The sequence below is a fragment of the Stenotrophomonas sp. Steno-Z1 genome (assembly GCF_056393175.1).
In genome coordinates this window covers 44,342-69,680 of the sequence record NZ_JBWJPB010000011.1, presented here as the reverse complement: position 1 = coordinate 69,680, position 25,339 = coordinate 44,342, and the positions used below count along the sequence as shown (strand labels likewise).

The following is a 25,339-nucleotide window of genomic DNA, read 5'->3' as shown; positions in this document are numbered from 1 at the left end:
GCGTTGCAGGGCGCTTTCGCACCGGCGTGCAAGTGGCGATACTGGATCGACGCATGCGTGTGAAACTGCAGCGACCGGCGATGATGTGTGACCGCCCGCACTCACAATGTGAGGCGCGCTACTCAGTACGGATTTGCTGTCGATCACATGGCTGACTGGGCCACGGCGCGCTGCCTGCGCTCATCGCCACCGGATCGGGGCTATGCTGATGCCCTCTTTCCTGCGTGATGTTCGACCAGATCCCTATGAGCTATGACCTGATGGTGTTCGACCCCGCCGTGGCCCCGCGCGATGCGGAGGCGTTCCTGCAGTGGTACGACGCGCAGACCGAATGGAACGAAACCCACGAGTACGACGATCCGGCGGTGTCGGTGCCGGCGTTGCAGGCGTTCTTCGCCGCGCTCGTCGAGCACTTCCCGCCGATGGACGGGCCGCTGGCCGATGACGAGGACGACCGCCCGGAAGTGACCGACTACAGCGTCGGCCAGCACGTGATCTACGCCTCCTTCGCCGATGAAGTGGCCGAGAACGCGCATGGCCTGGTGCAGGTGCTGGCCCATACCCACCAGTTGGGCTTCTTCGATGTCAGCGGTGACGGCGCCATCGTGTTCCCCGATGGCACCGTGGTGATCCCGGAGTAAACCGGATGCGGGGCTAGAACAGCTGGCCCTGGGCCGGCGTCGGCGCCGCCGGGGCAGCGTCAGGCGCGGCCTCGCCGGCCTCGCCGGTGTCCTCGCCCAATCGCGCCGCCAGCCCGGACAACCGGCTGGCGTGCCGCTTCAGGGCCGCGCCGATCACCTCGGCGCTGCCCAGTACATGCAGCGACTGGCGGGCCCGGGTCATGCCGGTGTACACCAGCTCGCGCGACAGCACCCGGTTGTCGCGGCGCGGCAACTGCAACCAGACCGTGTCGAATTCCGAGCCCTGGGCCTTGTGCACGGTCATCGCGAACGCGCTTTCATGCGCGGGCAGCGCACCGGGATGGAAGCCCCGCGGCTGGTCCGGCGTATCGCCGGGGAACCAGGCCGTCACCGCGCCGTGGCGGTCGGCCAGGCAGATGCCGATATCCCCGTTGAACAGGCGGTGGCGGTAGCTGTTTTCGGTGACCAGCAACAGCCGGCCGTGGAAATAGCCCGGCGCCATGCCCGGGCGCGGCACGCCGGCCAGCAATGCTTCGATGCGCGCGTTGAGTCCGCGTGCGCCCTGCGGCCCTTCGCGCACGGCGGTGAGCAGGCGGATGCGCCCTGCGTTGGCCAGGGCCTGGCCCGGGTCGGCGGCCTCGCCCAACCCGCGCCAGTGCGCGAGCAGCGGCGCGCGGTGCTGCTGCAGCGGGTCGCTCTGGTCCTCGTGGAAGTGCACGCCTGCCAGCGTGCCACCCCGCAGCAACGCCAGCGCGGTATCGGCGTCGCCGTGGCGCACCGCATGCGCCAGCGGTGCCAGGTCCAGCGCATCGGTCTGCCGGTAGCCGCGCTGCAACTGCACGCGCCGGCCGTCGAACCGGGTCGCCGCGGCCACGGGCTGCAGGCTGGCGGGGGCCAACAGCGTGCGCAGTGCCTGCGCATCATCGGCGCGGGTGCCCAGGCCGTCGCCGCTGGCGCGCAGGACCGCGCTGAGCACGTCGCCAGCCTCCACCGACGGCAGCTGGTCCGGGTCGCCCAGCAACACCAGCCGGGTGCCCGAGGCGATCGCCTCGACCAGTTTGGTCATCAGCGGCAGGTCGATCATCGACGCTTCGTCCACCACCACCACCTCGAACGGCAGCGGGTTGTCGCCGTGATGGCGGAAGCGCGGCGCATCGGGAATCACCCCCAGCAGCCGGTGCAGGGTGGTTCCGGTGGTGGGCATGGCGTCGCACAGGGCCGGCGCAATGCCGAGCAGGCGCAGCCGTTGCACGGCCAGGCGCAGGCTTTCGGCCATGCGTTCGGCGGCGCGGCCGGTGGGCGCGGCCAGCGCCACCCGGGGCAACGGCGTATCGGCCTGTGCCGCCTGCGCGGCCAGCAGCACCAGCAGCCGCGCGATGGTGGTGGTCTTGCCGGTGCCGGGGCCGCCGGTGACCAGCACCAGTGGGTGACGCAGCGCCACGGCAGCGGCACGGGCCTGGTGGTCGATGCCTTCGCGGGCTTGCGGGAACAGCTGCGCGAACAATGCCGCCAATGCATCCGGGTCGGCCGCGGGCAGTGGCTGGCTGGCGATGCGCTGCAGGCCTTCGGCCAGGCGGCGCTCGTATTCGCGGTAACGGCGCAGGTAGAGCAGGCCGTTCTCCAGCACCAGCGGTGCATCGGCAGCCGGCGCGGTGCGGCTGTCGGGCACGTCCACCCACGGTGACGCACGCAGCTGCGCCAGCCAGTCCGCCGGTGCGGGCCAGTCGGCGTCGCCTTCGACCAGGCGTTGCGGCTGGCACGGGTCCAGCCCGGCATGGCCCTGGGACACCGCCAGCGAGGCCAGTGCGGCGGCGGCCAGCACCGCATCGGGCGTGTCCGGCCGCAGCCGGCGCAGGCTCAGCGCCAGCGCGTGGTCGAGGGTACGCAGGGCGTTGCGCTGTTTCAGCGCGGCAAGCAGGCTCATGCCTCCCCCCGTGCGCGTGCAGCCATGCGGGCCTGGGCGTGTTCGCCGCCGGCGAACAGCGCATCCATGGCGTCGACCAGGGCGGGATCGAAGCGCTGGCTGTACAGCCCGGGGCTGTCCTGCCGCGTTGCATCCAGGCCACGGCAGAACAGGTAGCGGATCCCGCCCATGTCGCGCGCGTAGTCGTAGCCGGCCCCCAGCCGGAAGCGCAGCCAGCGGTGCAGCGCAACGGTATAGATGAGCGCCTGCAGGTCGTACTCGCTGTGCCGCATGGCGCTCTCCAGCCGCGCCGGGTCGTAGCCCGGCAGGCGGTTGGACTTGTAGTCGAGCACGTACCAGCGCTCGCCGCTGCAGTAGGTGAGGTCGATCTTGCCGGTCATCAGGCCTTCCAGCCTGCGCCGCGTACCAAAGCCGCGGCGGTCGCCGACCAGGCCGTAGGCGTGCAGCAGCTCCAGCAGCTGCGGCACCGCGGTGGGCTGCATCGCAAAGTGGAATTCGATCTCGGCCCGGCGCGCGGTCGGCGGCAGCGCATGCAGTGCGCCGCCTTCGGGCAATGGCACGGTCAGGGTCTGCCCGACCAGCGCGGTGAGCACGGCCACGCCATCCTCCAGGTCCTCATCCGGGTAGCCCTCCTCGGCCAGCGAGGTGCGCAGCACCTGCGCCTGCTCCTCCGGCGCCGGTTGTCCCGGCTGCCAGCCTGCCCAGCACGCGAAGTCGGTGTTCTCCAGCGCATCGTGCAGCACGTTGCCGAAGCGGCTGCCCATGAAGCGCGGGTCGATCTCTTCTTCGCTCACCGGCACCGCCGGATCCGCCTCCAGGCTGAGGTCCACCCCGGCCGGTTCGTCGGCCGCCGGCGCGGGGACTTCGGTGGCCGCCGCGTCGGTATCGTGGCCGGCGTCGGCATGCGCCAGCTGGGTGAAGCTGTACACCCACCAGTCGTGCGGGATGCGCCGGGTGAGCGCGCGGACCGGCGGCAGTTCGCCGTCGCGCTCGACCGCCAGTTGCGGCGGGCGCGGCTCCAGCGGCGTCTCGACCACGGCGACTGCCGGGTGCGCACGCAGCGCCTCCAGGTCGGCCAGCATGGGCGCCAAACGGGTCTTCGCCAGCCCGGCCAGGTCGCCCGCGGCGATCCACAGCGCGTGCTCGGCGCGGGTCAGGCCCACGTAGAGCAGGCGCGCGTCTTCGGCCTGCTGCTCCTGCGTGTTGCGCGTGCTGGCCTCCTCCCAGGCGGGGTCCTTGTCCAGCTTCCAGTGCAGCTCGCGGCGGCCGTGGGCATACACCGTGCAATGGGCGTCGGTGTTGGGGCCCTGGCCGCCGATGCCCACGAACGGCAGGAACACCAGCGGATACTCCAGGCCCTTGCTCTTGTGCAGGGTGATGATCTGCACGCGGCGTGCATCCGACTCCAGCCGCAGCAGCTGCTGCTCGTCGTCCTGGTCGGCGTGCGCCATCTGCACCTGCAGCCAGTCCAGCAGGCCGTGCATGCCCAGCGTCTGCGCGGCGGCCTGTTGCAGCAGTTCCCCCAGCTGCAGGTAGTTGGTCAGCCGGCGCTCGCCATCGAGCAGGCCCAGCAGGCGCTCGGCATGCTCGGCACACAGGTCGGCGATCACCGCGAACGGGCCGCCGCGCTGCCAGCGCTCGCGCCACAGCAGCAGGCGGATCTGGAAACTGCGCTGCGCATCGCCTTCGCGCTCCATCGCATCGATGGCCGCCGCATCCTCGCCCAGCAGCACCGTGGACAGCGCTGCGCGCAGGCGGCCTTCGTCGGCCGGCTGCAGCAGGGCCAGCAGCAGCAGGCGCAGGTCGTGCGCCTCGGCGGTGGCATACAGGCTCTGCTTGCCGGCGGCCACAGCCGGGATACCCACCGCGCTGAGCGCCTGCTGGATACGCGTGGCCTCGCGGTGCGAGCGCACCAGCACGGCGATGTCGCCCGGCTGCACCGGTTGCCCGCGCAACAGCGCACGGCCCTGGCGGGCTTCGCTGAGCAGCTGGTGGATGGCGGCCACGCAGGCATCGCCGGCCTGGGCGCGGGACGGATCGGCCTTGAGTGCGCCGCCGTCGGGGTTGTGCAGCACGCGCACGGTCAAGCCGGGCGCGGGCACCCCATCGCGCAGGAAATCGGCGTCCATGCGCGTGCTGCCCGGCTGCACCGGCTCGAAACCGATGTCCGCCTCGAGGAAGGCGTCGGCGCCGGCGTTGGCGTACAGCGCCTGGATGGCCTGCAGCACCGCCGGGCGCGAGCGGAAGTTGCGGTCCAGCGGGGGCGCCGCATCGGCCTGGTGCTTGGCCTTGAGATAGGTGTGGATGTCGCCACCGCGGAAACCGTAGATGGCCTGCTTCGGGTCGCCGATCAGGAACAGCGCCGGGGCCAGGCCGGCCGCGCGGGTTTCCGGCGAATCGCCGAACACGCGCTGGAAGATGCCCCACTGGCGATCGTCGGTGTCCTGGAACTCATCCACCAGCGCGATCGCGTACTGCGCGCGCAGCTGCTGCACCAGCACCGCGCGGTGCGGCCCTTCCAGCGCATCGGCAACGCCATCGATCAGGTCGTCATAGGTCTGCACGCGGCCGATCCGCTTCAGTTCGTCCAGCCGCGTCCGGGCCTCGTCGCGCAACGCGTGCAGGAACGCGATGGCCTGCCCACGTTGCCATTGCGCCAGCGTATCGGCGGTCGCCACGTACACCGCCAGCGCGTGCTGCAGCGGCGACTGCGGCGCCTTGCCGGCGTGCGCCTTGTTGGTGCGCGCGGCCAGTTCCTCCACGCCCAGCCGGCGCAGCCGCTCCACGTCGGCCTCCAGCGGCGTGCCCGGGTCGGCCGCCCCGGCCCAGCGATGCAGCTGCACCGCCAACGGCTCCAGCCAGGCCAGCTTGTAGCTGTTGCCGTTGAGCACCTTGTTCTCCACCGCCGCGCAGAGCTCGCCCATGAAGGCCTCGCCATGGTCGCGGTAGGCCGCGGCGAGCTGGTGCGCGGCCTGGGCGTGTGCCGGGCGCGGGTCGTGGTCGAGCCCGGCGGGGATCGCCGGCAACAGCGGCAGTGGCTTGATGAGCGTGCCCATATCGGCGGCCAGCGCCTCCGGCGAGGACCACAACCGGGTCAGCGCATCCACGGTGGCCGCATCGTTGGCATGCACGCGCCACAGGTCGGCGGCCAGTTCATCGTGCAGCGCGCGTTCGCTGGGCAGCAGGGTCGGCGGATCGAACGTATGCCCGCTCTCCAGCGCGTGCTCGCGCAGCACGCGGGTGCAGAAGCCGTGGATGGTGAAGATCGAGGCCAGGTCGATTTCATCGGCGGCGGTCTGCAGGCGGCGTGCCAGCGCGGCCGGGCGTTCCTCGCCCAACCCGAGCTGCCGTTGCAGGATCAACCGGGTCAGCGCCACCTCCGGGCTGTCGTCCTCGCCGGGTGCGCGTTCAACCAGCTGCGCGGCCAGCGCCAACCGCTCGCGGATGCGCTTGCGCAGTTCCTGGGTGGCCGCGTCGGTGAAGGTCACCGCCAGGATCTGGCCGATGCGCATCCCCTTTTCCACCACCAGGCGGGTGAACAGCGTGGCCAAGGTGAAGGTCTTGCCGGTGCCGGCGCTGGCCTCGATCAGGCGCACGCCCTCCAGCGGCAGCGCCAGGTAGGGGTCATCCAGCAGGTCGGGTGTGTTCATCGTGCGAGGCCTTGTGGTTCCAGGCCGGCGAAGACGCGGCCTTCGCACACCGCGGTGAACACCACCAGGCTGTTGTGCAGGAGCTGTTGATAGGTGTCCGAGGTGGCGAACGGATCGCGCCCGCGCAGCGCCAACTGGTAGGCAGCGCCGCTGGATTCGCCCCAGCTGCGGTCGCTGCCGTACCACTTCGCGCGCCCCTCCGCGTCGCGCTTGGCCTCCACGGCGGTATACAGCGCCCAGCCGGTGGACGGCGCATACAGCAACGGGGCACGCAGCCCTTCGTGGCGCAGCTGCAGCAGCCGGCGCAGTACCTGCTGGGCCTGCGCACTGCCCAGCGGCGCGCGTTCGTGTGGGCCCAGGCCGTTGTCGCCGGCATCGTGGAACTGCACCAGCGGCAGCGCATCCCCGGCCGCGTTGGCCAGCAGCCAGTCCAGCCCGTGGCGGATCGCCGCGCGGGCATTGAGCGGGCCGGGGCGCAACCGCACCAGCCCCTGTGGATGCACGCCCTCGACCCGGCCATGCAGGCGCACCCCGTCGATCTCCACCTCGTAGCGGCGGCTGTCGGCGCGGGTGCCGGCCTGCCACTGCGCCAGCGCCTGCGCATACGGGCGGGTCTGTGCCTGCAGTACCTCGAACTGGCGCTCGCCCAGGGCACCGGACGGCAGCAGGGCGCGGGCGCGCAGGCGCGGATACAGCGGCGTGGCGTCGTCCTCGAGGGTGGCCTGGATCACCGCCTGCTGCAGCAACAGGGTGTCGCTGCCGCGCGTGGCCATCACCAACGGCTCCACGTCATCGGCATCGCCAAGATCCTCGGGCAGGCGCAGGCCGAGACGCTGCGAAAGAAACTGGCTGGCCGGGTCGGTGAGGAAGCGGCGCAGCGCATCCAGGCTCAGTTCGGCCTCGTCCAGCAGCGTCTCCGGGACCGGCAGCGGCGCATCGAACCACGCCGCCAGCGCGCGTCGTTGCCCGCCCAGCGAGCCGGCGGCCGGGTGCCATTGCTGGCGGTAGCTGAAGCGCCGTGGTTCGTCGCCGCCGCCAAAGGCCGCCGGGGCGAACGGCTGCAGCGAATGCCGCACGGTCAGTTGCCGGGCCGCATCGGCCGGCACCTGGTGATAGGCCGCCGCCGCGTCGATCAATTCGCTGACCAGCACCGACGGCTCACGCACGCTGCCGTCGCGTGGATCGGCGCCGAGATAGCTCAGGTAGAACACGTCCTGCGCCGATGCGAACAGCTGCAGGAACAGGAAACGATCATCCTCGCGCAGCGAACGGTCGCCATGCCGGCGCTTGTCGGTGCCCAGTTCGGCGGTGAGCTGGTTGAGCCCGGCGGCCGGATCGCGGCGCGGGAAGTCGCCATCGTTCAGGCCCAGCACGCAGATCACCCGGAACGGCAGCAGTCGCATCGGCACCATGCGCCCGAAGCTGATGCCGCCGGTGAGCAGCGGCGCGCGGGTGTCGGCTTCGGCCAGCACCCCGGCGAAATGCGCGCGCACCACCTCCGGCGCCACGTCGCCGGCGAAACCGGCCTGCGCCGCGTCGCGCGCGAATTCGTTGATCAACTTGCGCAGGCGCTCCAGCGCGCGCTGGCTGTTGGCCGCCTGCGGCGGTTCGGGCAACAGCGCATCCAGCATGCCCAGCAGGCGGGTGCGCCACTGCGCCGGCGGCAATGCCTTGCCCAGCGCCTGCTGGTAGCGGGCCAGCACCCGCAGCAGCGCGAGCAGGCGGTCCAGCGCATCCAGCGCGCTGCCCTCCAGTTCCGGCCACGGCGCCACCCCGGCGATGTCACCCTCGCCGCCGCTGGCATGGCCGAGCAGCAGGCGGTCCAGCGCGAACTGCCAGGTGAACGCGTCATCGCGCGGCGCCTGGTGCTGCTGGCGATGCTGGGCATCCAGCCCCCAGCGCGCGCCGGCGGCCTGCAGCCAGTCGTGCAGGCGGTCGAAGGCCGCTGCGTCCAGCCCGGCCGCATCGGCCAGTGGCGCGCTGGCCAGCAGGTCGAGCACTTCGTTCAAGCCGAAGCGCGACACCGGCAGGCCGAGCAGGTGCACGAACACGTCGGCCAGCGGCTCGCCGGCCAGCGGGCTGGTGTCGGCCAGCGCATAGGGAATGTGTTCATCGCCACCGCTGCGGCCGCCGAACACCGCTTCCAGGTACGGCACGTACGGGTCGATGTCCGGGGCCAGCACCGCGATCTCGCGCGCCTGCAGCGGTGGATCGAAGCGCGGGTCCTGGAGCAGGCCGCGCAGCTGGTCGTGCAGCACCTGCAGTTCGCGCAGGCGGGTGTGGCAGGCATGCACCTGCAGGCTGGGATCGTCGCGCCGCAGGCTGTCGCGGCGCGCGCCGGCGGGTTGCCCGCGGCGGTGGAACAGATCGCGCTGCAGGCGGTGCAACAGGCTGTCGGCGAGCCCGCCGTGGGCCATGTCCGGGCGCACATCGTCTTCGGGATCGTCGTAGGCGGCGATCTCGCCGGAGGGGTGCACCACTTCGTAGCTGCCCAGCACCGCCATGAAGTCGCGGCCGGCCGCGCCCCAGGCCTGCAGCAGGCGGTTCTCGCCCGCCGCCTCGCCGAACGGGTCCGGCGCACCGCTGCGCAGCTTTTCGCCCAGGGTCTGCAGGTCGCCCCAGTAGGCCTGGGTGGGCGTGGGCAGGTAGAAGTGCAGCGTGCCCACCCGCGCCTGGGTGGCCATCACCCGCAGCACGTCCGGGGAGATGTTGAGCGTGGCGAAGGCGAATACCCGCGCCGGCAGGCCCTGTGGCAGCGGCTGGCCGGCACCTTCGAAACGCGACAGGTAGGCATCGATGCGGCGTGCCCGGTACTGGTGGCCGCTGGCGATGTGCCGCCACAGGATCGCCTGTGGGTCGTGCGCGTCGGCGCCGGCCTCCCAGCGCAGCAGCCAGTCGCGACGCCAGGCCTGGTACTTCTCGAAGACCGCGGCCAGCTCGCCCGCCAACGCCCACGGCTTGAGCGGATCGGCCACGGACAGGTAGGCCTGCAGCGCGCGCATCGGCGCCTGCGCCAGCAGGTCCGGGTCGGTCAGTGCCGCATACAGCTTCCAGCGCAGCGCGGCGGCGGTGAGGTCGTCATGCTCGCCAGGCACGTTGGCATTGAGCGCCCGCGCGACGAACTCGCCGGGGGTGAGGAAGTCCAGGTTGGCCGCAATGCCATACTCGACCGCCAGGCTGGACTGCAGCCAGCGCCGCATCGCCACCTGCGGGATCAGCACCACCTCCGGGACCAGGATCGACTGGCCCGGCACGGGCGTGCGCACGGCGCTGGCGAGCAGGGCGGCCAGCACGTCGAGGGAGTTGGAGTGGTACAGGCGGAAGTCGGATGCAGCATCGGTCATCGCGCCAGTGTGCCGCAGCGGGCGGTCGATCACGAGGGCGGCCAGGCACCGGGGGTGGCTGCGCAGGGCAGGCATGTCGGCGCTCGACACGGTGTGTTGCGAGCGGCGTCGCAGGCCGGCGGTTGGCGACGTGCGACAATACTGCACGGTCCAGTTCGGTTATGTTCAGCCGTTCACCACGATCTTACAACGTTGGAATTTTGTTAATGGCGTCCATGACGGCTTCCGAAGAACCTCTGGTGCAGTTGACCAACGTGCGCATCGATCGCGGCGGTCGCAGCATCCTGCGCGACGTTTCGCTGCAGGTGCCGCGCGGCAGCATCACCGCCGTGCTGGGCCCGTCGGGCAGCGGCAAGTCCACGCTGCTGGCCGCGCTCACCGGCGAACTGCGCCCGGTCGCCGGCCAGGTCACCCTGTTCGGCAAGCCGATCCCCACCGGCAGCAGCGCGCTGCTGGAGATGCGCAAGAGCGTGGGCGTGCTGCTGCAGGGCAATGGCCTGCTCACCGACCTGACCGTGGCCGAGAATGTCGCGCTGCCGCTGCGCACCCATACCCGCCTGCCGGCGCCGGTGCTGCGCCGGCTGGTACAGATGAAGCTGCACGCGGTGGGCCTGCTGGCCGCCGCCGATGCCTGGCCGCGCGAGCTGTCCGGCGGCATGGCGCGGCGCGTGGCGCTGGCCCGCGCGCTGGCCCTGGACCCGCCGCTGATGATCTACGACGAGCCGCTGACCGGGCTGGACCCGATCGCCTCGGGGGTGATCATGAGCCTCATCCAGCGTCTCAACCACAGCCTGGGCCTGACCAGCATCATCGTCAGCCACCACGTGCACGAGACCCTGCCGATCTGCGACCAGGTGATTGCGATCGCCAATGGCGGGGTGGTCTTCCAGGGCAGCCCGGCCGCGCTGGAATCCAGCCAGGACCCGCTGCTGCGTCAGTTCCTGCATGGCCAGCCGGATGGTCCGATTCCGTTCGATGCCGCGCCGCGCGCGAGGGTTGCCTGATGCCGTTCGTTGACGCCACCCGCTCGCTGGGCCGCGCCGGCCTGTTCTCGTTGACGGTGCTGCGCGGCTCGCTGCCCACCGCCGACTTCCTGGCCGAGCTCACCCGCGAGATCTACAAGGTGGGCGCGCGCTCGCTGCCGATCATCGCCGTCGGCGGCGCGTTCGTCGGCCTGGTGCTGACCCTGCAGGGCTACCGCACGCTGACCACCTTCGGTGCGGCCGACGCGCTGTCCACCCTGCTCGGCCTGTCGCTGTACCGCGAACTGGCCCCGGTGCTGACCGCGCTGCTGTTCATCGGCCGGGCCGGCAGCTCGATCGCCGCCGAACTGGGCCTGATGCGCGCCACCGACCAGATCAAGGCACTGGAGCTGATGGCCATCGACCCGGTCGCCAAGGTCGTCGCGCCGCGCTTCTGGGCGGCGGTGCTGACCGTGCCACTGCTGACCGGCATCTTCTGCTCGCTGGCGATCAGCGCCAGTTACTTCGAAGCCGTGCACGTGCTGGGGCTGGACAACGGCGTGTTCTGGTCGGCGCTGAGCAACAGCGTGGATTTCTGGGACGATTTCGGCGTGGCGATGCTGAAGTCGGCCATTTTCGGTGGTACCGCGGCACTGGTGGCCTCGTACGTGGGTTTCCACGCCGAACCCACCATCGAGGGCACCTCGGTGGCAACCACCCGCGCGGTGGTCAACGCCTCGCTGCTGGTGCTGATGTTCAACTTCGTGCTGTCGGCCATGATGTTCCGGTAACCGCCTGGCGCAGGCCGGTGCACGCCATCGGTTCGCAACGACTCCCCGCCCGGGCACCTGTCCGGGCACCTGACAAAGAACAGTGAGATAACCCCATGGCCATCCGCGGTCCCAGACTCGAATTTTCCGTCGGCGCCTTCCTGCTGCTGGCGCTGGCCTCGCTGCTGGTGCTCGCCATGGCTTCCACCAACCAACGGTGGGGCCTGGGCGGCGACGGCTATGAGCTGAAGGCGCGCTTCACCCAGATCGGGCAGCTGCGCAAGCAGGCCCCGGTCAAGATCGGCGGCGTGGTGGTCGGCCAGGTCTCCAGCATCGAGCTGGACCCGACCAAGTTCGACTCCATCGTCACCCTGACGCTGGACGGCAAGTTCAAGGACCTGCCGGCCGACACCTCCGCGGGCATATTCACCAGCGGTTTGCTCGGCGAGAGCTATATCGGACTACAGCCCGGCGGTGATCCGGACGTGCTCAAGTCCGGCGACGAGATCGTGTTCACCCAGCCGGCGGTGGATCTGCTGCAGCTGGTCGGCAAGTACATGTTCAGTGGCCCGGCCAATGCCGGCGGCGCCGCTCCCCAGGATGCTCCCGGTGCGGAAGCACCGGCTACGGAAGCCCACTAATGAAAACCAAACTGATCCCGGTCCTGCTGGCCTCGGCCCTGCTCGCCAGCGTCCCTTCGCTCAGCTTCGCCCAGGCCGCACCGGCCGCCGCCAGCGCCTCGCAGGGCCAGGCCGGCACGGTCGTGCTGGATGCCAGCACCCGCATCCTGTCCACGCTGCAGCAGCGTCGCGGCGAGTTCCGCAGCAATCCGGCCGCGCTGCGCAGCTTCATCAACGGTGAGCTGACCAAGACCTTCGACCGCGACTACGCCGCCCGCCTGGTGCTGGGCGTGCACGGCCGCGGGGCCTCCGACGCCGATGTGAAGCTGTTCGCCGACGCCATGGCCGACAACCTGATGCAGCGCTACGGTTCGGCGCTGCTGGACATCCAGGGCAAGCCCAGCTTCCGCCTGAAGTCCGAAGCCCCGCTGCCGGGCAACCGCGGCGTCAAGGTGTCCACCGAACTGGTGCGCGCCGGCAGCGAAGCAACCCCGGTCGATTACCTGATGCGCAACGTCAACGGCCAGTGGAAGATCTTCGATGTCGCCATCGAAGGCATCTCCTACGTGCAGACCTTCAAGACCCAGTTCGACGCCCCGCTGCGCCAGAAGTCGATCCAGCAGGTGGCCGCCGAGCTGCGCAACGGCAGCATGCAGGCCGCCCCGAGTGGCAAGTAACCCGGCCAGCGTCCGCCGGCAGGACACCGCGCTGGTCTTCAGCGGGGTGCTCGACCGCGCGGCGGTGACCGCGCTGTGGCCGGCGCTGCAGGCCAGCAGCGGCGTGCAGGTGCTGGACCTGACCGCGGTACCGCGGGTGGACAGTGCCGGCCTGGCGCTGCTCGCCGAGCTGGCCGCGCGGCTGCGTGCGCAGGGCAGCGACCCCCGTTTCAACGGCGCCCCCGCCGGCTTCAACGAACTCGGCGCGGCCTACCGGTTGGCGCCCTCCCTGGATTTCAATGCCTCTACTGCGGCGAGCTGACATGAACGTCATACGCACCCTCCCCTTCCTCGTGCTGGCCCTGGCGCTCACCGCCTGCGCCGGCAAACCCGCGCGTGAAGCCGCCCCGGCCAGCGTTGCGGTGGACGCCTCGACCCCGGTCGAGGACGCGCCCGCCGCCACCGTGCCCCCGGTCGATGACGGCGCGGCGGCACCCGCCGCGGCCGTGGCCACCGACGGCACTGCCGCGCCGGTGGCGCAGGCCGCTGGCGAGTCGGCGCCGACCGATGCCGAAGACGACTTCGCCGCGTTGTACGGTGGCCCCGCGCCCGGTGCCACCGGCAGCGAACCCGGCCGTCCTGCCTACGATCCGTGGGAACCGTTCAACCGCAAGGTGCACAGCTTCAACAACGTGGTCGACCGTGCCGTGGCCCGCCCGCTGGCCACTGCCTACACCCACGTGGTGCCGCGCTTCGCGCGTACCGGGGTGACCAACTTCTTCAGCAACCTGCGTGCGCCGGTGACCATCACCAACCAGCTGCTGCAGGGTCGCCCTGGCGATGCCTGGGACAGCCTGGGCCGGTTCCTGATGAACTCCACGCTGGGCGTGGGCGGCCTGTTCGACCCGGCCAGCAAGGCGATGGTGCCGCGTCGCAGTGAGGACTTCGGCCAGACCCTGGGTGCCTGGGGCTGGCGCGGCTCGCGTTACGTGGAACTGCCGTTCTTCGGCCCGCGTACCGTGCGCGACGTGTTCGGCCTGGCCGGCGACATCCCGCTGTCGCCGATCCGTACGATCGAGCAGGACCGGCTGCGCATCGGCCTGCAGGGCCTGCAGCTGGTGGACATGCGCTCGCAGCTGATGGCGCTGGACGACATCCGCGACAGCGCGGTGGACGAGTACGCGCTCACCCGCGATGCCTGGCTGCAGCGCCGCAACTACCAGATCGAGAACGACCTGCGCGGCAAGCATGCGCGCGGCAAGGATGCCGACGACACCGCACCGATCCCGGTCGATGCGATGCCGATGCCGAACTGGAGCAACTGAGCCCGGGCGTACTCACCGACGGGTGGGCAGGTGCTCGCAGGAAGCTGACAAAAACCCCGCCTTGGCGGGGTTTTTTTGGTTCCCCTCCCAATGCAGGGCGCGTCTTGTTGCAACGGGCATGATTGAGCACCGCTCTACGCGTGCGGTCAGTCAGTTCGGGCGCCGTGTTGGATCGGGCCCTCACCCTCGCTCGGGTCTGCCGCGAGGGTGAGGGCCCCTTAGCGGCCGGTAGTTCCTGGCGTAGTGTCCCCCGGCCTGGCGGCCTCCTCCTTTATTTTGCCCAGGAGCCTACCGGCCGCTAAGGGGCTCGGCTCGCGGCACGCAGATGGACGCCAGGCTTTTCTGACGTCCGTCGGTGGGTCGGGCCCTGGGCCCCCATGCCCTTGGAGGCGAAATAAAGGAGGAGGCCGCGCAGCGGCCGGGGGCGTCGCCGGAAAGGGTCTGGGGGCCCAGCGCCCGACCCACCGACTGCCGCGCAAGAAAAACTCCGAGCGCGCGAGGTGTTTGCCACACGCAGCGAGAAGAACTTCGTGCCCCCCGGCATCGCGCCACCGGCAACCGGTGGCGCGTACCGCTTACCGCTTACAGCTGCTTGTCCAGGCTGATCTGCACGCCGTGGTCGCGGTCTTCACCGCTGCCCACCAACCCGCGGTAGTCCACGCGCAGACCCCAGTCGCGACCGAAGTCGAACATCACCCCCGCGCCCAGCATCCAGCGATTGCGGTCGAAGCCATCCAGCGAGGTCCGGTAGAACGGCACCCCGACCAGATCGGCGTACTGCATCGTGGCGGTGCCACTGCCGCTGAAGTCGTGCTGGTATTCCACCCGCAGCTGCGGCGTCCAGGCGCCCCAGGCCGCGGTCTTGCGCGACTCGATGCGCAGGCCCGCGTTACCGGTGCTGGTGTCCACGTCCTGGTCGCCGTAGCGCAGGGCGAACAGGTCGCTGCCCTGCTCGACATAGCGGTCGAGCGTGCCGCGCGACGCATCCAGTCGCGCATACGGGGTGAACTGCCAGCTGCCACGCACCAGGTCGGCACCGACGGACAGCGAACCGAACCACTGGCTGCCATCGCGGCGGGCATGCACGAAGCTGCCGTCGCTGGTCACGTAGCGGCGCAGATCGTAGTCCAGCAACTGGTGGCCCAGCAGCGCATCCACGAACAGGTGCTGCCCCGGGCTGTAGCTGCCGTACACCGCCAGGGTGAAGGCCTGGCCATCGCTGCGGCTGCCGTTCTCGCCCACATCGGTGCGGTCGCGGCCGTAGCCCAGGCCGACGCCCAGGGCCAGGTCCTCGCCCACCTGCAGGTCGCTGCCCAGGGTCACGCCATCGGTATTGAAGTCACCGCCGGCGCTGCCGCGCCCGTTGGTCCGGCCGGTGCGGATCGTACCGCCCACCCACAGGCCGAGCGGTGCCTGCGCGCCCGTCCCGGCTGCGGCCGGTGCATCCAGCCCCGGCTCCCGATCGAACGGCTGGCGGCGCTGGGCGTCGCAGTCGCTGCCGGGCAGGCTGCCCACGGCCGGATCGCACCGCTGCGGCCCGTAGGCCAGGCCCAGATTGTTGCTGAAACCGTTGCTGCGGCTCGCCCCGTGCAGGCGCTGCATGCGCTGCTGGAAGTTCTCGATCTGCGAGGTGGCAAAGCGCCGCGCGGCGTCGGCCTGCGCCGACAGCAGCCCGCGCACTTCCGGGTCGCGGGTCGGGTCCGGGCGCTGGGTGACCTGCACGGTGTAATCGCGGGTGCCGGTGAAGCCCAGTGCATCGGTGGCGGTGACAGTGAAGGCGAACGCACCGGCCGCGGTAGGCGTGCCGGTCAGCGCACCCGACGCGGCCAGCGCCAGGCCGCCGGGCAGCGCGCCGGTGGTGACCGCGTAGGTATACGGCGCGGTGCCACCGCTGGTGGAGAGCTGCTGCTGGTAGGCGTTGGCGAACAACCCGGCCGGCAGGGTAGCCGGGGTCAGCGTCAGCACCGGCGCGGCCACGCTGAGCGTGTAGGCCTGCGTCACGCTGGCCGGGGTGCCGCGGGTGCTGTCGGTGGCGGTCACGCTGAAGGTCACCGTGCCCACCGCGGTGGGCGTTCCCGACAGGCGACCGGTGGCGGCATCCAACGCCAGGCCTGCCGGCAGGGTGCCGGTGGTGACGGCGAAGGTGTACGGCGCCACGCCGCCGCCGGCAGCGAAGGCCACCTGGTACGCACTGCCCGCCGTGGTCGGGGTCAGGGCGCCCGCGGCGGGTGTCAGCGTCAGTGCCGGGGTCGCCACCTGCAGGGTGTAGTTCTGCACCACGCTGGCCGGGGTGCCGGTGGTGCTGTCGGTCACGGTGAGGGTCAGCGCGAAGCTGCCCGACTGGGTCGGGGTGCCGGACAGCACGCCGGTGCCGGCGTCGAAGGCCACGCCGCTGGGCAGCGCGCCGGTCAACACGTAGCTGTAAGGCGCCACGCCGCCGCTGGTGGTGAATGCCTGCTGGTAGGCGGTGCCGGCCGTGGCCGACGGCAGCGTCGGCGGGCCCACGACCAGGGTCGGGCTGGCCACGCTCAGGGTAAAGCCCTGGCCGGCGGTGAACGGGCCGGTGCCGGTGCTGCTGTCGGTTGCCGACGCCACCAGGTTGAAGCTGCCGGCCTGCGTCGGGGTTCCGCTGACGGTGACGCTGTCGGCGGTGCTGGCGGTGATCGACAGGCCGGCCGGCAGGTTGGTCACCTGGTAGCCGCTGTAAGGGGCCGCACCACCGGACCAGGTGAAGGTCTGGCTGTAAGGCGCGCCGGCCACGGCCGAAAACACGCTGTTGGCGCTGACGGTGATGGTCGGGTTGCCCACCGTCACGGTGACCGTGGCCGGCATGGAGGTACCGGTGCCGTTGCTGGCGGTGTAGGTGAAGCTGTCACTGCCGGCGAAGCCCGCTGCCGGCTGGTAGCTGATCGCGGTCGGGCCGGTCACCGTGGCGGTGCCGTGCAACGGGGCGGTACCGATCGCCACCGAACTGGCCGCCCCGCCCGACAGCGCGAGCGCCACCGGCGCGGCGGGCGCACCGTAGGCCACCGCGGTGCTGACGTTGCCGGCCACCGGCAGGCCGTCGGCCACCGTGATCGACATCGGGGTGCCGATCGAATACGGCGCACCCACGCCGGTGCTGCTGTCGGTGGCGGTCACGGTGAAGTTGAACGTGCCCAACGCGGTCGGCGTGCCGCTGAAGACACCGTTGGCCGCCATGCTCAATCCCTGCGGCACGCTGCCGGCCGTGACCGTGTAGGCGTACGGCGCGGTGCCGCCGCTGGCCGGGCCGACGGTGGCGGTATACGGCTGGGCGAGGGTCGCCCCCGGCAGGGCTCCACCGGGCAGCACCAGCGTGGGCGCGCCCACGGTGAGCACATAGGTCTGCACGCCGGTGTAAGGACCCGGCGCTGCACTGGTATCGGTCGCGGTCACGGTGAAGGGGTAGGAGCCGCCCGCGGTGGGCGTACCGGCCAGCACGCCACCCGCGCTCAGGGTCAGGCCCGGCGGCAGCGAGCCGGTGGTGACGGCATAGGTGTAGCTGCCACTGCCGCCGCTGGCGACGATGGTCTGGCTGTAGGCCACGGCGATCGCCGGGGACGGCAGCACCGTCGGCGCGACGGTGACCGGCTGGTCATCGTTGAGCACGGTCACGATGCCCTGCGCATTGGCGAGCGTGGCATTGGTGGGGGCGGTCAGGTTGATCGCGAAGGTCTCGTCGGCCTCCGGCGTGGTATCGCCGTTGACGGTGACCGCGATGGTCTGGGTGGTCGCGCCGGGTGCGAAGGTCAGCGTCCCGCTGGCGCCGATGTAGTCGGTGGGCGCGACGGCGCTGGCATTGGCGGTGGCGTAGTTGACGGTGACCGTCTGCCCGCTCACCGCCGACAACGTCACCGTCAACGTGGCCGTGACCGTACCGCTGTTGCCTTCGGTCACCGTGGTGTCGTTGATGGACAGCGAGGGCACGGCGTCGTCGTTGACGATCGTGCCCGTGCCCTGGCCGTCGGCGACGGTGGCACCGGTGACGTTGCTGACGGTGGCGAAGAAGGTTTCATTGGGCTCGTGCAACGTGTCGCCGTTGACCAGCACGGTGAAGGTCGCGCTGCTGCTGCCGGCCGCAATGCTCTGCCCGGTCAGCGCCTGGGCGACATAGTCGCTGCCGGCGGTGGCGGTGCCATTGGCCGTGGCGATGTCGAAGCTGACCCCGCCCGGGCCCGCCGCCGCGTTGAGCGACACGGTGAAGGTGAAGGCGGTGGTGCCGCTGTCGCCCTCATTGAGGCTGACGTCACTGATGCTCAACGCCGGCTGGTCGTCATCCAGGATCGTGCCGGTGGCGTTGGCCGGTGCGCCGACGGCATAGCCGGTGCCTGCAGCCAGCGTCAGCACCACGGTCTCATTGGCTTCCACGCTGCTGTCGGCGGTGGGCGTGACGGTGATCGTGCCGCTGGTGGCCCCGGCTGCGATCGACAGCGGCGAGGACACCGCCGCGTAGTCGGTGCCGCTGGTGGCGGTACCGCCCACGGTGTAGGCGACCGACAGCGGCACCAGGCTCGGCTGGTCCAGGGTCACGGTGTAGACCAGCGGGGTGCCGCTGTCTTCGTTGACCGAGGACGGGGCCACCGTGATCGACGCGCTCGGCACGTCGTCGTTGAGGATCGTGCCGGTGGCGCTGGCCGGGGCCCCGACGGTGTAGCCGCTGCCCGCTGCGACGGTGAGGATCACCGTTTCATTGGCCTCCACGGTGGCATCGGCGGTCGGGTTGATCGTGACCGTGGCGGTGGTCGCGCCCGAAGGAATGCTCACCGTCGCCACGCCGCCGGTGTAATCCACGCCACTGGTCGCGGTGCCGCCGGTGGTCAGGTTGACCACGGTCGGCGAGGACAGGTTGAGGCTGCGGGTGACGGTGTAGACAAGGTTGGTCGCCCCGTCCTCGCTGACGCTGGCCGGCGCCACGGCGATGCTGACGCTGGGCGCCGCGCTCACGGTCAGGGTGAAGTTCTCCACCTCGAAATAGCTGCCGGTGCCGGTGCTGCTGTCGGTGACGCGGATGGTGACCGGATAGGCGCCGGGGGCCACGGCGGTGGTACCGCTGATCACGCCTGCATCGAGCGTCAAACCGGCGGGAAGGCTGCTGGCTTCCATCGCGTAGGTGTAGGGCGCAACGCCACCGGTGGTGGCCAGCGTCTGCGAGAACGGTACGCCCTGGATGGCCGTGGCCGCCGCCGGGGTGAGGCTCAGGCTGGGGTTCTGCACGGTGCCGCTGTAGGTCTTGTCGGCGGTGGCCGTGGTGGCATCGGTGGCGCGTACGGTGAAGGTGTACGCACCTCGCTGGGTGGGCGTGCCGCTGATCACTCCGGCGTTGAGGGTAATGCCAGGCGGTGGGGTACCGGCTTGCAGCGTGAAGGTGTACGGCGCGGTGCCGCCGCTGGCGCTGAGCGTCTGCGATACCGCCGTGCCGGCGGTCAGGGTGAGCGCGGCCGGTGCGACCACGATCGTGGAGTTGGCCGGGGTGATGGTGACCGTGACGCGGACGGTGTCGCCATCGGTGTCGGAGAATTCGAAGACATCACTGGTGGCGGTGTCGCCGCCGTGACCATAATCGACGAACCAGTTGCCGCCGGTGATGCGCAGGTTGGCGGTGCCGTGCTGCGGCAACTGCGGACCGTCCACGGGGCCCTCGCCGGCCAGGGCGACCGGATTGGCGCAGGCCGAGACGTTGATCGCCACCGTGCCGCCATTGCCGACGGTCGCCGACTGGGCCGGACAGATCAGCGAGGTGTGCGCGGCCCACGCGGCGGTGGACCACAGCGCGGCGCAGAACAGGACGAACAGAGTCGAGAAAACACGCGCGGTACGCGCGTATCGGGTACGGAATGCCATGACCTTTCCCCCTTGGAAAGAATCCACCTGGATGCAGAACACCATCGAGGTGCGCGTCCCGTGCCGGCTGCCCCGGGAGCATGCTGCTCCCGTCGTTCCCTGACGTCGCCAGCGGCAGGCATTCCACGCCTCCCCCCTTTGGCGCCATTGGAACAGAGTCCCCGTGGCGAGGAAAGGGGCGCGGCGGCGGGACTTGTGAACAGCCTGAATGGCGTTCAGAGTAGTTGCGCGCCAGTCCGGCGCCGCGCTCAGCATCCAAGGGGGATCAGATGAGCGAATTCTTCGTCGGCCAGATCATGATGGCCGGGTTCAATTTTGCACCCAGGTATTTCGCGCAATGCAACGGGCAATTGCTGCCCATCAACCAGAACCAGGCCTTGTTTTCGCTGTTGGGCACGCAGTACGGCGGCGATGGCGTCACCAACTTCGCCCTGCCCGACCTGCGCGGGCGCACACCCGTCGCGTATGCGCCCTCGGTCGATGCGACATGGCAGCCACCGACCCTGCAGATCGGTCAGCGGGCCGGGACCGAGAACGTGACCCTGTTGCCCACGCAGTTGCCCGCGCATGGCCACCAGGTGGTGGGCGTGGCCGCCGCGGGCGACAACCGCAACCCCACCGGGCGCACGTTCGCCGGCGGCGGCACGGCCAAGCTGTATGCAGCCCAGGGCGGCGCCCTGGTTGCACAGGCACCGTCGTCGGTCGCCCCGGCAGGCAGCACCCAGGCCCATCCGAACATGCAGCCCTACACCACGCTCAACTTCTGCATCGCGCTGCAGGGAATCTTCCCCTCCCGCGGTTGATCACGGGGCCGGCCGTGGCCGGCCATGCGTTACTCACAAGGAGCATGATCAGATGAGCGTACCTTTCATCGGCGAAATCCGGATGTTCGGATTCAACCGCGTTCCCAGTGGATGGCTTGCCTGCAACGGCGCAGTGGTATCGATCGCAGACTACGACGTGCTCTTCATGTTGCTCGGCACGACCTACGGCGGTGACGGCCAAAGCACCTTCGGCGTGCCGGACCTGCGCGGCCGCGTGCCGCTGCACATGGGCCAGGGCCCGGGGCTGAGCAATCGCCTGCCCGGCATGATGTCCGGGTCCGAGACGGTCACGCTGACCCTGCCACAGATGCCGGCCCACACCCATGCACTGTCGGTCAGCACCGCGGCAGCCACCCTGGAGACGCCTGCCGCCACCGCATTGCCGGGCGCCGTCAGTGGCGAGACCTTCTATGTCACCGACACCAACGGGGCGACCCCACTGGCGATGGAGGCGTTGGCCGTGACCAGCAGTGGTGGCAACCAGGCGCACGAGAACTGCATGCCCACCCTGACGGTGCAGTACTGCATCGCCTGGGCCGGCGTCTTCCCCTCGCAGTCCTGACCCTTCCTTCGTTACGCGCAGAGAACCGACATGACCGAACCTTACATCGGACAGATCCAGCCGTTCGGCTTCAACTTCGCCCCGAACGGGTGGGCGTTCTGCAACGGCGCTACGCTGGCGATCCAGCAGAATACCACCCTGTTTTCGCTGCTCGGCATCCAGTACGGCGGCAACGGCACCAGCACCTTCCAGCTGCCCAATTTGAGCGCCCGCGCTGCCGGAGGGACGGGCACCGGCAACGGCCTGACCCCCCGCTTGATCGGCGGCACGTTCGGCGTCTCCCAGGTGGCGTTGAGCACATTGGAAATGCCCGCCCATCAGCACACGCTGACCGCGTTCGCCCAGACCGACACCAGCAAGCGCAGCGGCGTACCGGTGGCCGGTGGTGGTCTTTCCCAGCCCGGGTCCAACGCCGTCAAGCCCTTCAGCAATGCGACGCCGGATACGCCGCTGTCCCCGTCCATGCTGCTCCCCAGCAGCGGTGGCAACCAGCCACACGACAACCAGCAGCCCTACCTGGCGGTGAACTTCTGCATTGCCCTGCAGGGCGATTACCCTGCGTTCGACTGATGTTGCCCGCGACGCTGGCGCCGTTCCCTCCGGAGCGGCGCCCGGCGCTGGCCGGGGTCGCCGACGGCACCGGATGGCAATGGCGCGCGCTGCGCGACGATGACCTGCCCTGGCTGGTGCCGCTGTATGCGAGCACGCGCGAGGAGGAACTCCGGTCGGTGCCCTGGCCGGACGCTGCCAAGCGGCAGTTCCTGTCGCAGCAGTTCGTGGCCCAGCACCAGCACTATCTGGCCCACCACCCGCGCGCGCATTACCTGGCGATCCTGCGCGAGGGCCAGCCGGTGGGGCGCTTCTATGTCGATGAAGACGGCGAGGAGGATCTCATCGTGGACATCAGCCTGTTGCCGTCATCGCGCGGCACCGGTACCGGCACGGCGGTGATCGGTTGCCAGCAACAGGCCTGTGCGGCGCGAGGTCGCGCGCTGCGGCTGCACGTGATGCAGCACAACCACGCTGCGTTGCGCTTGTACCAGCGGATGGGGTTTGTCGCCAGCGCGGCGGCGACGACCGGCGAGCTTTACCTGCCCATGCGCTGGGAGCCCACGCACCGTCCCCTCAGTTGAACACGGCCTGGTAGAGGAACCCGGCACGTTCCTGCGCGATGGGCACCAGGAAGATGCCAACCTCACCCACCCGCGCGTGGCGCATCGGGTAGATCTGCTGCGGGAACACGATCGCCGCGACATTGCGGAACAACAGCGAGAACGGCGCGCGCGCTGTATTCGCATGCGTCTGCTGCAGCGGCCGCGCCTCGACCAACACGAACTCCATCTGCATGCCATCGAACTCGGCGGCGAACGTCTCGTTCACGCAGCCGGCAAAGTGTTCCAGCGTCAACAACTCCATGTCCCCTTCCCCGGGTGCGCACCGCAGGCATAGCGGCGTGCGTCATCCTCGCCGCATCGCGTGGCGCGCACAAGCGCCACGCGATGCACGGCGCCTGGATCAGGCCGCCAGCGCCGCGTCGATCGCCGCCACCAGCCGCGCGTCGTCCGCCGGCACGTCCGGGGCGAAGCGTGCGATGACCTGGCCGTCGCGGCCGATCAGGAACTTCTCGAAGTTCCACAGCACGCCCGGCGCCGGGTTGACCACCAGCTCGGGGTACTTGGCCACCGCGCCCTGCAGCTTTTCGCGCATCGGGCCTTCGCCGGTGGCGGCCGGCTGGGCGGCGGTCAGCTGCTGGTGCAGCGGGTGCACGTCATCGCCGGCCACGCTGATCTTGGCGAACAGCGGGAAGCTGACGTTGTATTCCAGCTGGCAGAACTGCTGGATGTCCGCTTCGCTGCCCGGCTCCTGGGCCAGGAAGTTGTTGGCCGGGAAGCCCAACACTTCCAGGCCGGCGTCGTGCTTGTCGGCGTACAGCTTCTGCAGGCCTTCGTACTGCGGGGTCAGGCCGCACTTGGAAGCGACGTTGACCACCAGCAGCACCTTGCCGCGGTAGTCGGCCAGCGAGGACGGCTGGCCTTCGATGGTGGTGACGGGGATCTCGTAAACGGTCTGGCTCACTGCAGCTTCCTTGGGTTGGGACGTAGGTGCCACGGGCGGACCCGTGGCTGGAAAGAATCAATCGACGCAGATCGTGCCCAGGGCCACGCCGCCATCAATGCGCTGGCGGCAGCCGAAGTTCTGGCGGATGTCGGCCTGGCAGGTGCCACGCGCCTTGGCACCCGGGGCGATCTCGCCCTGGGCCAGGCACTGGCCGGTGCAGTCGGCCTTGGCGCTGCACGCCTTGCCGGCATCGGCGTAGGGCACCACGCACTGCACGCGCTGCAGGCGGCCCAGCGGCGCGAGTTCACCGCCGGCCTGCCGGCAGGCGGCCGCGTCGGTGGGCGCGGTCACGGCGCCATCGGCAGGCACGGGGGCAACCGGCGGGGTGGTACTGGCGCAGCCGGCCACGGCCAGCAGCAGGGACAACAACAGGGTCAGGCGCATGCGGTACTTCCTCGAACGATCGACAGGGGCACAGCATGCGCGATCACGTGCATGCGTTGCATGTACGCCAGGTGTCAGTCCTGTGCGGCGCTGCCCTCGTCCATGCCGCCGTCCTCGTCCTCGCCCGTGGCGTCTTCCAGCAGGTCCTGGGTCTGTTCGGCGGTCAGCGACTCCACGCCGCGCAGGCGGCGCTCGATCGTGCGCGTCTTGCGGCTGGCTTCGCCCAGGCTGCGGCCGACCGTGCTGATCTGTTTCTCGGCTTTTTCCAGGATGCCGGCAAACTTGCCGAACTCGCTCTTGACCGCGCCCAGCAGGCTCCACACTTCACTGGAGCGCTGTTCGATGGCCAGCGTGCGGAAGCCCATCTGCAGGCTGTTGAGCAACGCGGTGACGGTGGTCGGCCCGGCCACCACCACGCGATGTTCGCGCTGCAGCAGGTCGACCAGGCCGGGGCGGCGGATCACTTCGGCGTACAGGCCTTCGGTGGGCAGGAACATTACCGCGAAGTCGGTGGTGTGCGGCGGCACGATGTACTTGTCGCAGATCGACTTGGCCTGGATGCGGATCGCGCGTTCCAGCTGCGCGCCCTGCACGCGCACGCCATCGGCGTCGCCCTGCTCCTGTGCATCGAGCAGGCGTTCGTAGTCTTCGCGCGGGAACTTGGAGTCGATCGGCAGCCACACCGGCGTGTCGTCGTGGCCGCGCCCGGGCAGGCGCACGGCGATATCGACCATCTCCCCGCTGTCCGGGCGCACTTTCACTCCGCGGGCGTACTGTTCCTGGGTGAGGGTCTGCTCGAGGATGTTGTCCAGCTGCACTTCGCCCCAGCTGCCGCGGTTCTTGACGTTGGTCAGCACGCGCTTGAGGTCGCCCACCCCGGTGGCCAGCTGCTGCATCTCGCCGAGCCCGCGCTGCACCTGCTCCAGGCGATCGGAGACCAGCTGGAACGAGGCGCCGAGGCGCGCTTCCAGCGTGGTCTGCAGCTTTTCGTCCACGGTGACCCGCATCTGGTCGAGCTTCTCGGCGTTGTCGGTCTGCAGGCTCTTGAGCTGCTGCTCCAGCGTGGCGCGCATCTCGCCGATGCGGGCCTCGTTGCGCTGGGTCAGCTCCTGCAGGCGCAGGCCGAGCGATTCGGCCAGGCGCTGCTGCGACTGCGCGGTTTCTTCGCGGCCCTTGCGTGCATCGTCGGCCAGGGCCTGGCGCAGCGCGGCCATGTGGCCATCGGTGCGGGTGGTGAGCTCCACCAGCTGCTGGCCGAACGCCTCGATGCGCGCCTGCTGCTGCTGGCCGAACACTTCAAGCTGCGCGCGCATGTCGTGCAGGCGCTGGGCCAGCAGTTCGCCGGTGCGCTGCTGGGCCTGCGCGCTTTCTTCGCGCGCCTTGCGCGCATCATCGCCGAGCGCGTCGCGCAGCTGGTCCAGGCGCTGGTCGGTGCGGGTGGACAGGTCGGTCAGCGCGCGCGCGAAGCTCTCCAAGCGCGCGTCCTGCTGCCGGCCCAGGCCTTCGAGCTGCTCGCGCAGTTCACCGCGCCCCACCCGCGCTTCATCGCGCAGGGCCTGCTCCAGGCCACCTTGCTGGGAACGCCGCAGCAGGACCACCAGCTGCAGGACGAGGACGGCACAGACAAGGCCGCCAAGGATCAGGAATTCGGTTTGCATGTGCACAAGTGTAGGCTGAGCCGGTCTCATTGGCTGCGC

19 protein-coding genes are annotated in these 25,339 nt (G+C 70.2%); 11 read left to right on the top strand and 8 right to left on the bottom strand.

The window, feature by feature from the left end:
- Nucleotides 1–245: 245 nt before the first annotated feature.
- Nucleotides 246–641, top strand: a complete 396-nt coding sequence (locus AC06FD_RS19175) for a hypothetical protein (RefSeq protein WP_259208133.1) — start codon at nucleotides 246–248, stop codon at nucleotides 639–641.
- A gap of 13 nt (nucleotides 642–654) precedes the next feature.
- Here AC06FD_RS19175 and recD read toward each other — a convergent pair whose 3' ends face one another.
- From recD to recC, 3 genes are read right to left on the bottom strand one after another with little or no spacing between them, the layout of a single operon-like run.
- Entirely contained in the window at nucleotides 655–2,565 is a 1,911-nt protein-coding gene (gene recD, locus AC06FD_RS19170) for an exodeoxyribonuclease V subunit alpha (protein ID WP_478048630.1), read from the bottom strand.
- Nucleotides 2,562–6,215 carry an exodeoxyribonuclease V subunit beta gene (gene recB, locus AC06FD_RS19165; RefSeq protein ID WP_478078655.1) on the bottom strand — a complete coding sequence of 1,218 codons (3,654 nt, stop codon included), beginning with the start codon at nucleotides 6,213–6,215 and terminating at the stop codon, nucleotides 2,562–2,564. Before recB ends, recD begins: the two co-directional genes overlap by 4 nt.
- On the bottom strand, nucleotides 6,212–9,559 hold the full coding sequence (recC, locus tag AC06FD_RS19160; RefSeq protein WP_478078675.1) for an exodeoxyribonuclease V subunit gamma: 3,348 nt from the start codon (nucleotides 9,557–9,559) through the stop codon (nucleotides 6,212–6,214). Before recC ends, recB begins: the two co-directional genes overlap by 4 nt.
- A gap of 215 nt (nucleotides 9,560–9,774) precedes the next feature.
- Between recC and AC06FD_RS19155 the strand changes: the two genes are divergently transcribed.
- The 6 genes from AC06FD_RS19155 (at nucleotide 9,775) to AC06FD_RS19130 (ending at nucleotide 13,892) form a co-directional block, all read left to right on the top strand.
- Nucleotides 9,775–10,563: an ABC transporter ATP-binding protein gene (locus AC06FD_RS19155; RefSeq protein ID WP_259208125.1), complete on the top strand. Its 789-nt coding sequence runs from the start codon at nucleotides 9,775–9,777 to the stop codon at nucleotides 10,561–10,563.
- Nucleotides 10,563–11,312 carry an MlaE family lipid ABC transporter permease subunit gene (locus AC06FD_RS19150; protein WP_259208123.1) on the top strand — a complete coding sequence of 250 codons (750 nt, stop codon included), beginning with the start codon at nucleotides 10,563–10,565 and terminating at the stop codon, nucleotides 11,310–11,312. The genes AC06FD_RS19155 and AC06FD_RS19150 overlap by 1 nt, the downstream gene beginning before the upstream one ends.
- A gap of 95 nt (nucleotides 11,313–11,407) precedes the next feature.
- Nucleotides 11,408–11,932, top strand: a complete 525-nt coding sequence (mlaD, locus tag AC06FD_RS19145) for an outer membrane lipid asymmetry maintenance protein MlaD (RefSeq protein WP_259208120.1) — start codon at nucleotides 11,408–11,410, stop codon at nucleotides 11,930–11,932.
- Nucleotides 11,932–12,588, top strand: coding sequence for an MlaC/ttg2D family ABC transporter substrate-binding protein (locus tag AC06FD_RS19140; RefSeq protein ID WP_478048627.1), 657 nt, complete (start codon nucleotides 11,932–11,934; stop codon nucleotides 12,586–12,588). Before mlaD ends, AC06FD_RS19140 begins: the two co-directional genes overlap by 1 nt.
- On the top strand, nucleotides 12,578–12,889 hold the full coding sequence (locus AC06FD_RS19135; protein ID WP_478078654.1) for an STAS domain-containing protein: 312 nt from the start codon (nucleotides 12,578–12,580) through the stop codon (nucleotides 12,887–12,889). The genes AC06FD_RS19140 and AC06FD_RS19135 overlap by 11 nt, the downstream gene beginning before the upstream one ends.
- A 1-nt stretch (nucleotide 12,890) precedes the next feature.
- Nucleotides 12,891–13,892, top strand: a complete 1,002-nt coding sequence (locus tag AC06FD_RS19130) for an MlaA family lipoprotein (protein ID WP_259208114.1) — start codon at nucleotides 12,891–12,893, stop codon at nucleotides 13,890–13,892.
- Between the two features lie 582 nt (nucleotides 13,893–14,474).
- Here AC06FD_RS19130 and AC06FD_RS19125 read toward each other — a convergent pair.
- Nucleotides 14,475–19,754, bottom strand: coding sequence for a putative Ig domain-containing protein (locus AC06FD_RS19125; protein ID WP_478078653.1), 5,280 nt, complete (start codon nucleotides 19,752–19,754; stop codon nucleotides 14,475–14,477).
- Nucleotides 19,755–20,023: 269 nt separating this feature from the next.
- On the opposite strand from AC06FD_RS19125, the gene AC06FD_RS19120 reads away from it, so the two are divergent.
- The 4 genes from AC06FD_RS19120 to AC06FD_RS19105 are packed head-to-tail and all read left to right on the top strand — an operon-like array spanning nucleotide 20,024 to nucleotide 22,273.
- A complete protein-coding gene (locus AC06FD_RS19120; RefSeq protein WP_259208110.1) occupies nucleotides 20,024–20,557 on the top strand; it encodes a phage tail protein in 534 nt (177 codons plus the stop codon).
- A gap of 52 nt (nucleotides 20,558–20,609) precedes the next feature.
- Nucleotides 20,610–21,140, top strand: coding sequence for a phage tail protein (locus tag AC06FD_RS19115; RefSeq protein WP_259208108.1), 531 nt, complete (start codon nucleotides 20,610–20,612; stop codon nucleotides 21,138–21,140).
- A gap of 30 nt (nucleotides 21,141–21,170) precedes the next feature.
- Nucleotides 21,171–21,710, top strand: a complete 540-nt coding sequence (locus AC06FD_RS19110) for a phage tail protein (protein WP_394164730.1) — start codon at nucleotides 21,171–21,173, stop codon at nucleotides 21,708–21,710.
- Entirely contained in the window at nucleotides 21,710–22,273 is a 564-nt protein-coding gene (locus AC06FD_RS19105; RefSeq protein WP_478078652.1) for an N-acetyltransferase family protein, read from the top strand. Before AC06FD_RS19110 ends, AC06FD_RS19105 begins: the two co-directional genes overlap by 1 nt.
- Here AC06FD_RS19105 and AC06FD_RS19100 read toward each other — a convergent pair.
- From AC06FD_RS19100 to AC06FD_RS19085, 4 genes are all read right to left on the bottom strand, one after another.
- Nucleotides 22,266–22,556, bottom strand: a complete 291-nt coding sequence (locus tag AC06FD_RS19100; RefSeq protein WP_478078651.1) for a DUF6916 family protein — start codon at nucleotides 22,554–22,556, stop codon at nucleotides 22,266–22,268. The genes AC06FD_RS19105 and AC06FD_RS19100 overlap by 8 nt on opposite strands.
- 99 nt (nucleotides 22,557–22,655) lie before the next feature.
- A complete protein-coding gene (locus AC06FD_RS19095) occupies nucleotides 22,656–23,216 on the bottom strand; it encodes a glutathione peroxidase (protein ID WP_478078650.1) in 561 nt (186 codons plus the stop codon).
- Between the two features lie 57 nt (nucleotides 23,217–23,273).
- Nucleotides 23,274–23,642, bottom strand: coding sequence for a hypothetical protein (locus tag AC06FD_RS19090; RefSeq protein WP_259208100.1), 369 nt, complete (start codon nucleotides 23,640–23,642; stop codon nucleotides 23,274–23,276).
- A 74-nt stretch (nucleotides 23,643–23,716) separates the two neighbouring features.
- Entirely contained in the window at nucleotides 23,717–25,300 is a 1,584-nt protein-coding gene (locus AC06FD_RS19085) for a DNA recombination protein RmuC (protein ID WP_478078649.1), read from the bottom strand.
- Nucleotides 25,301–25,339: the final 39 nt, after the last annotated feature.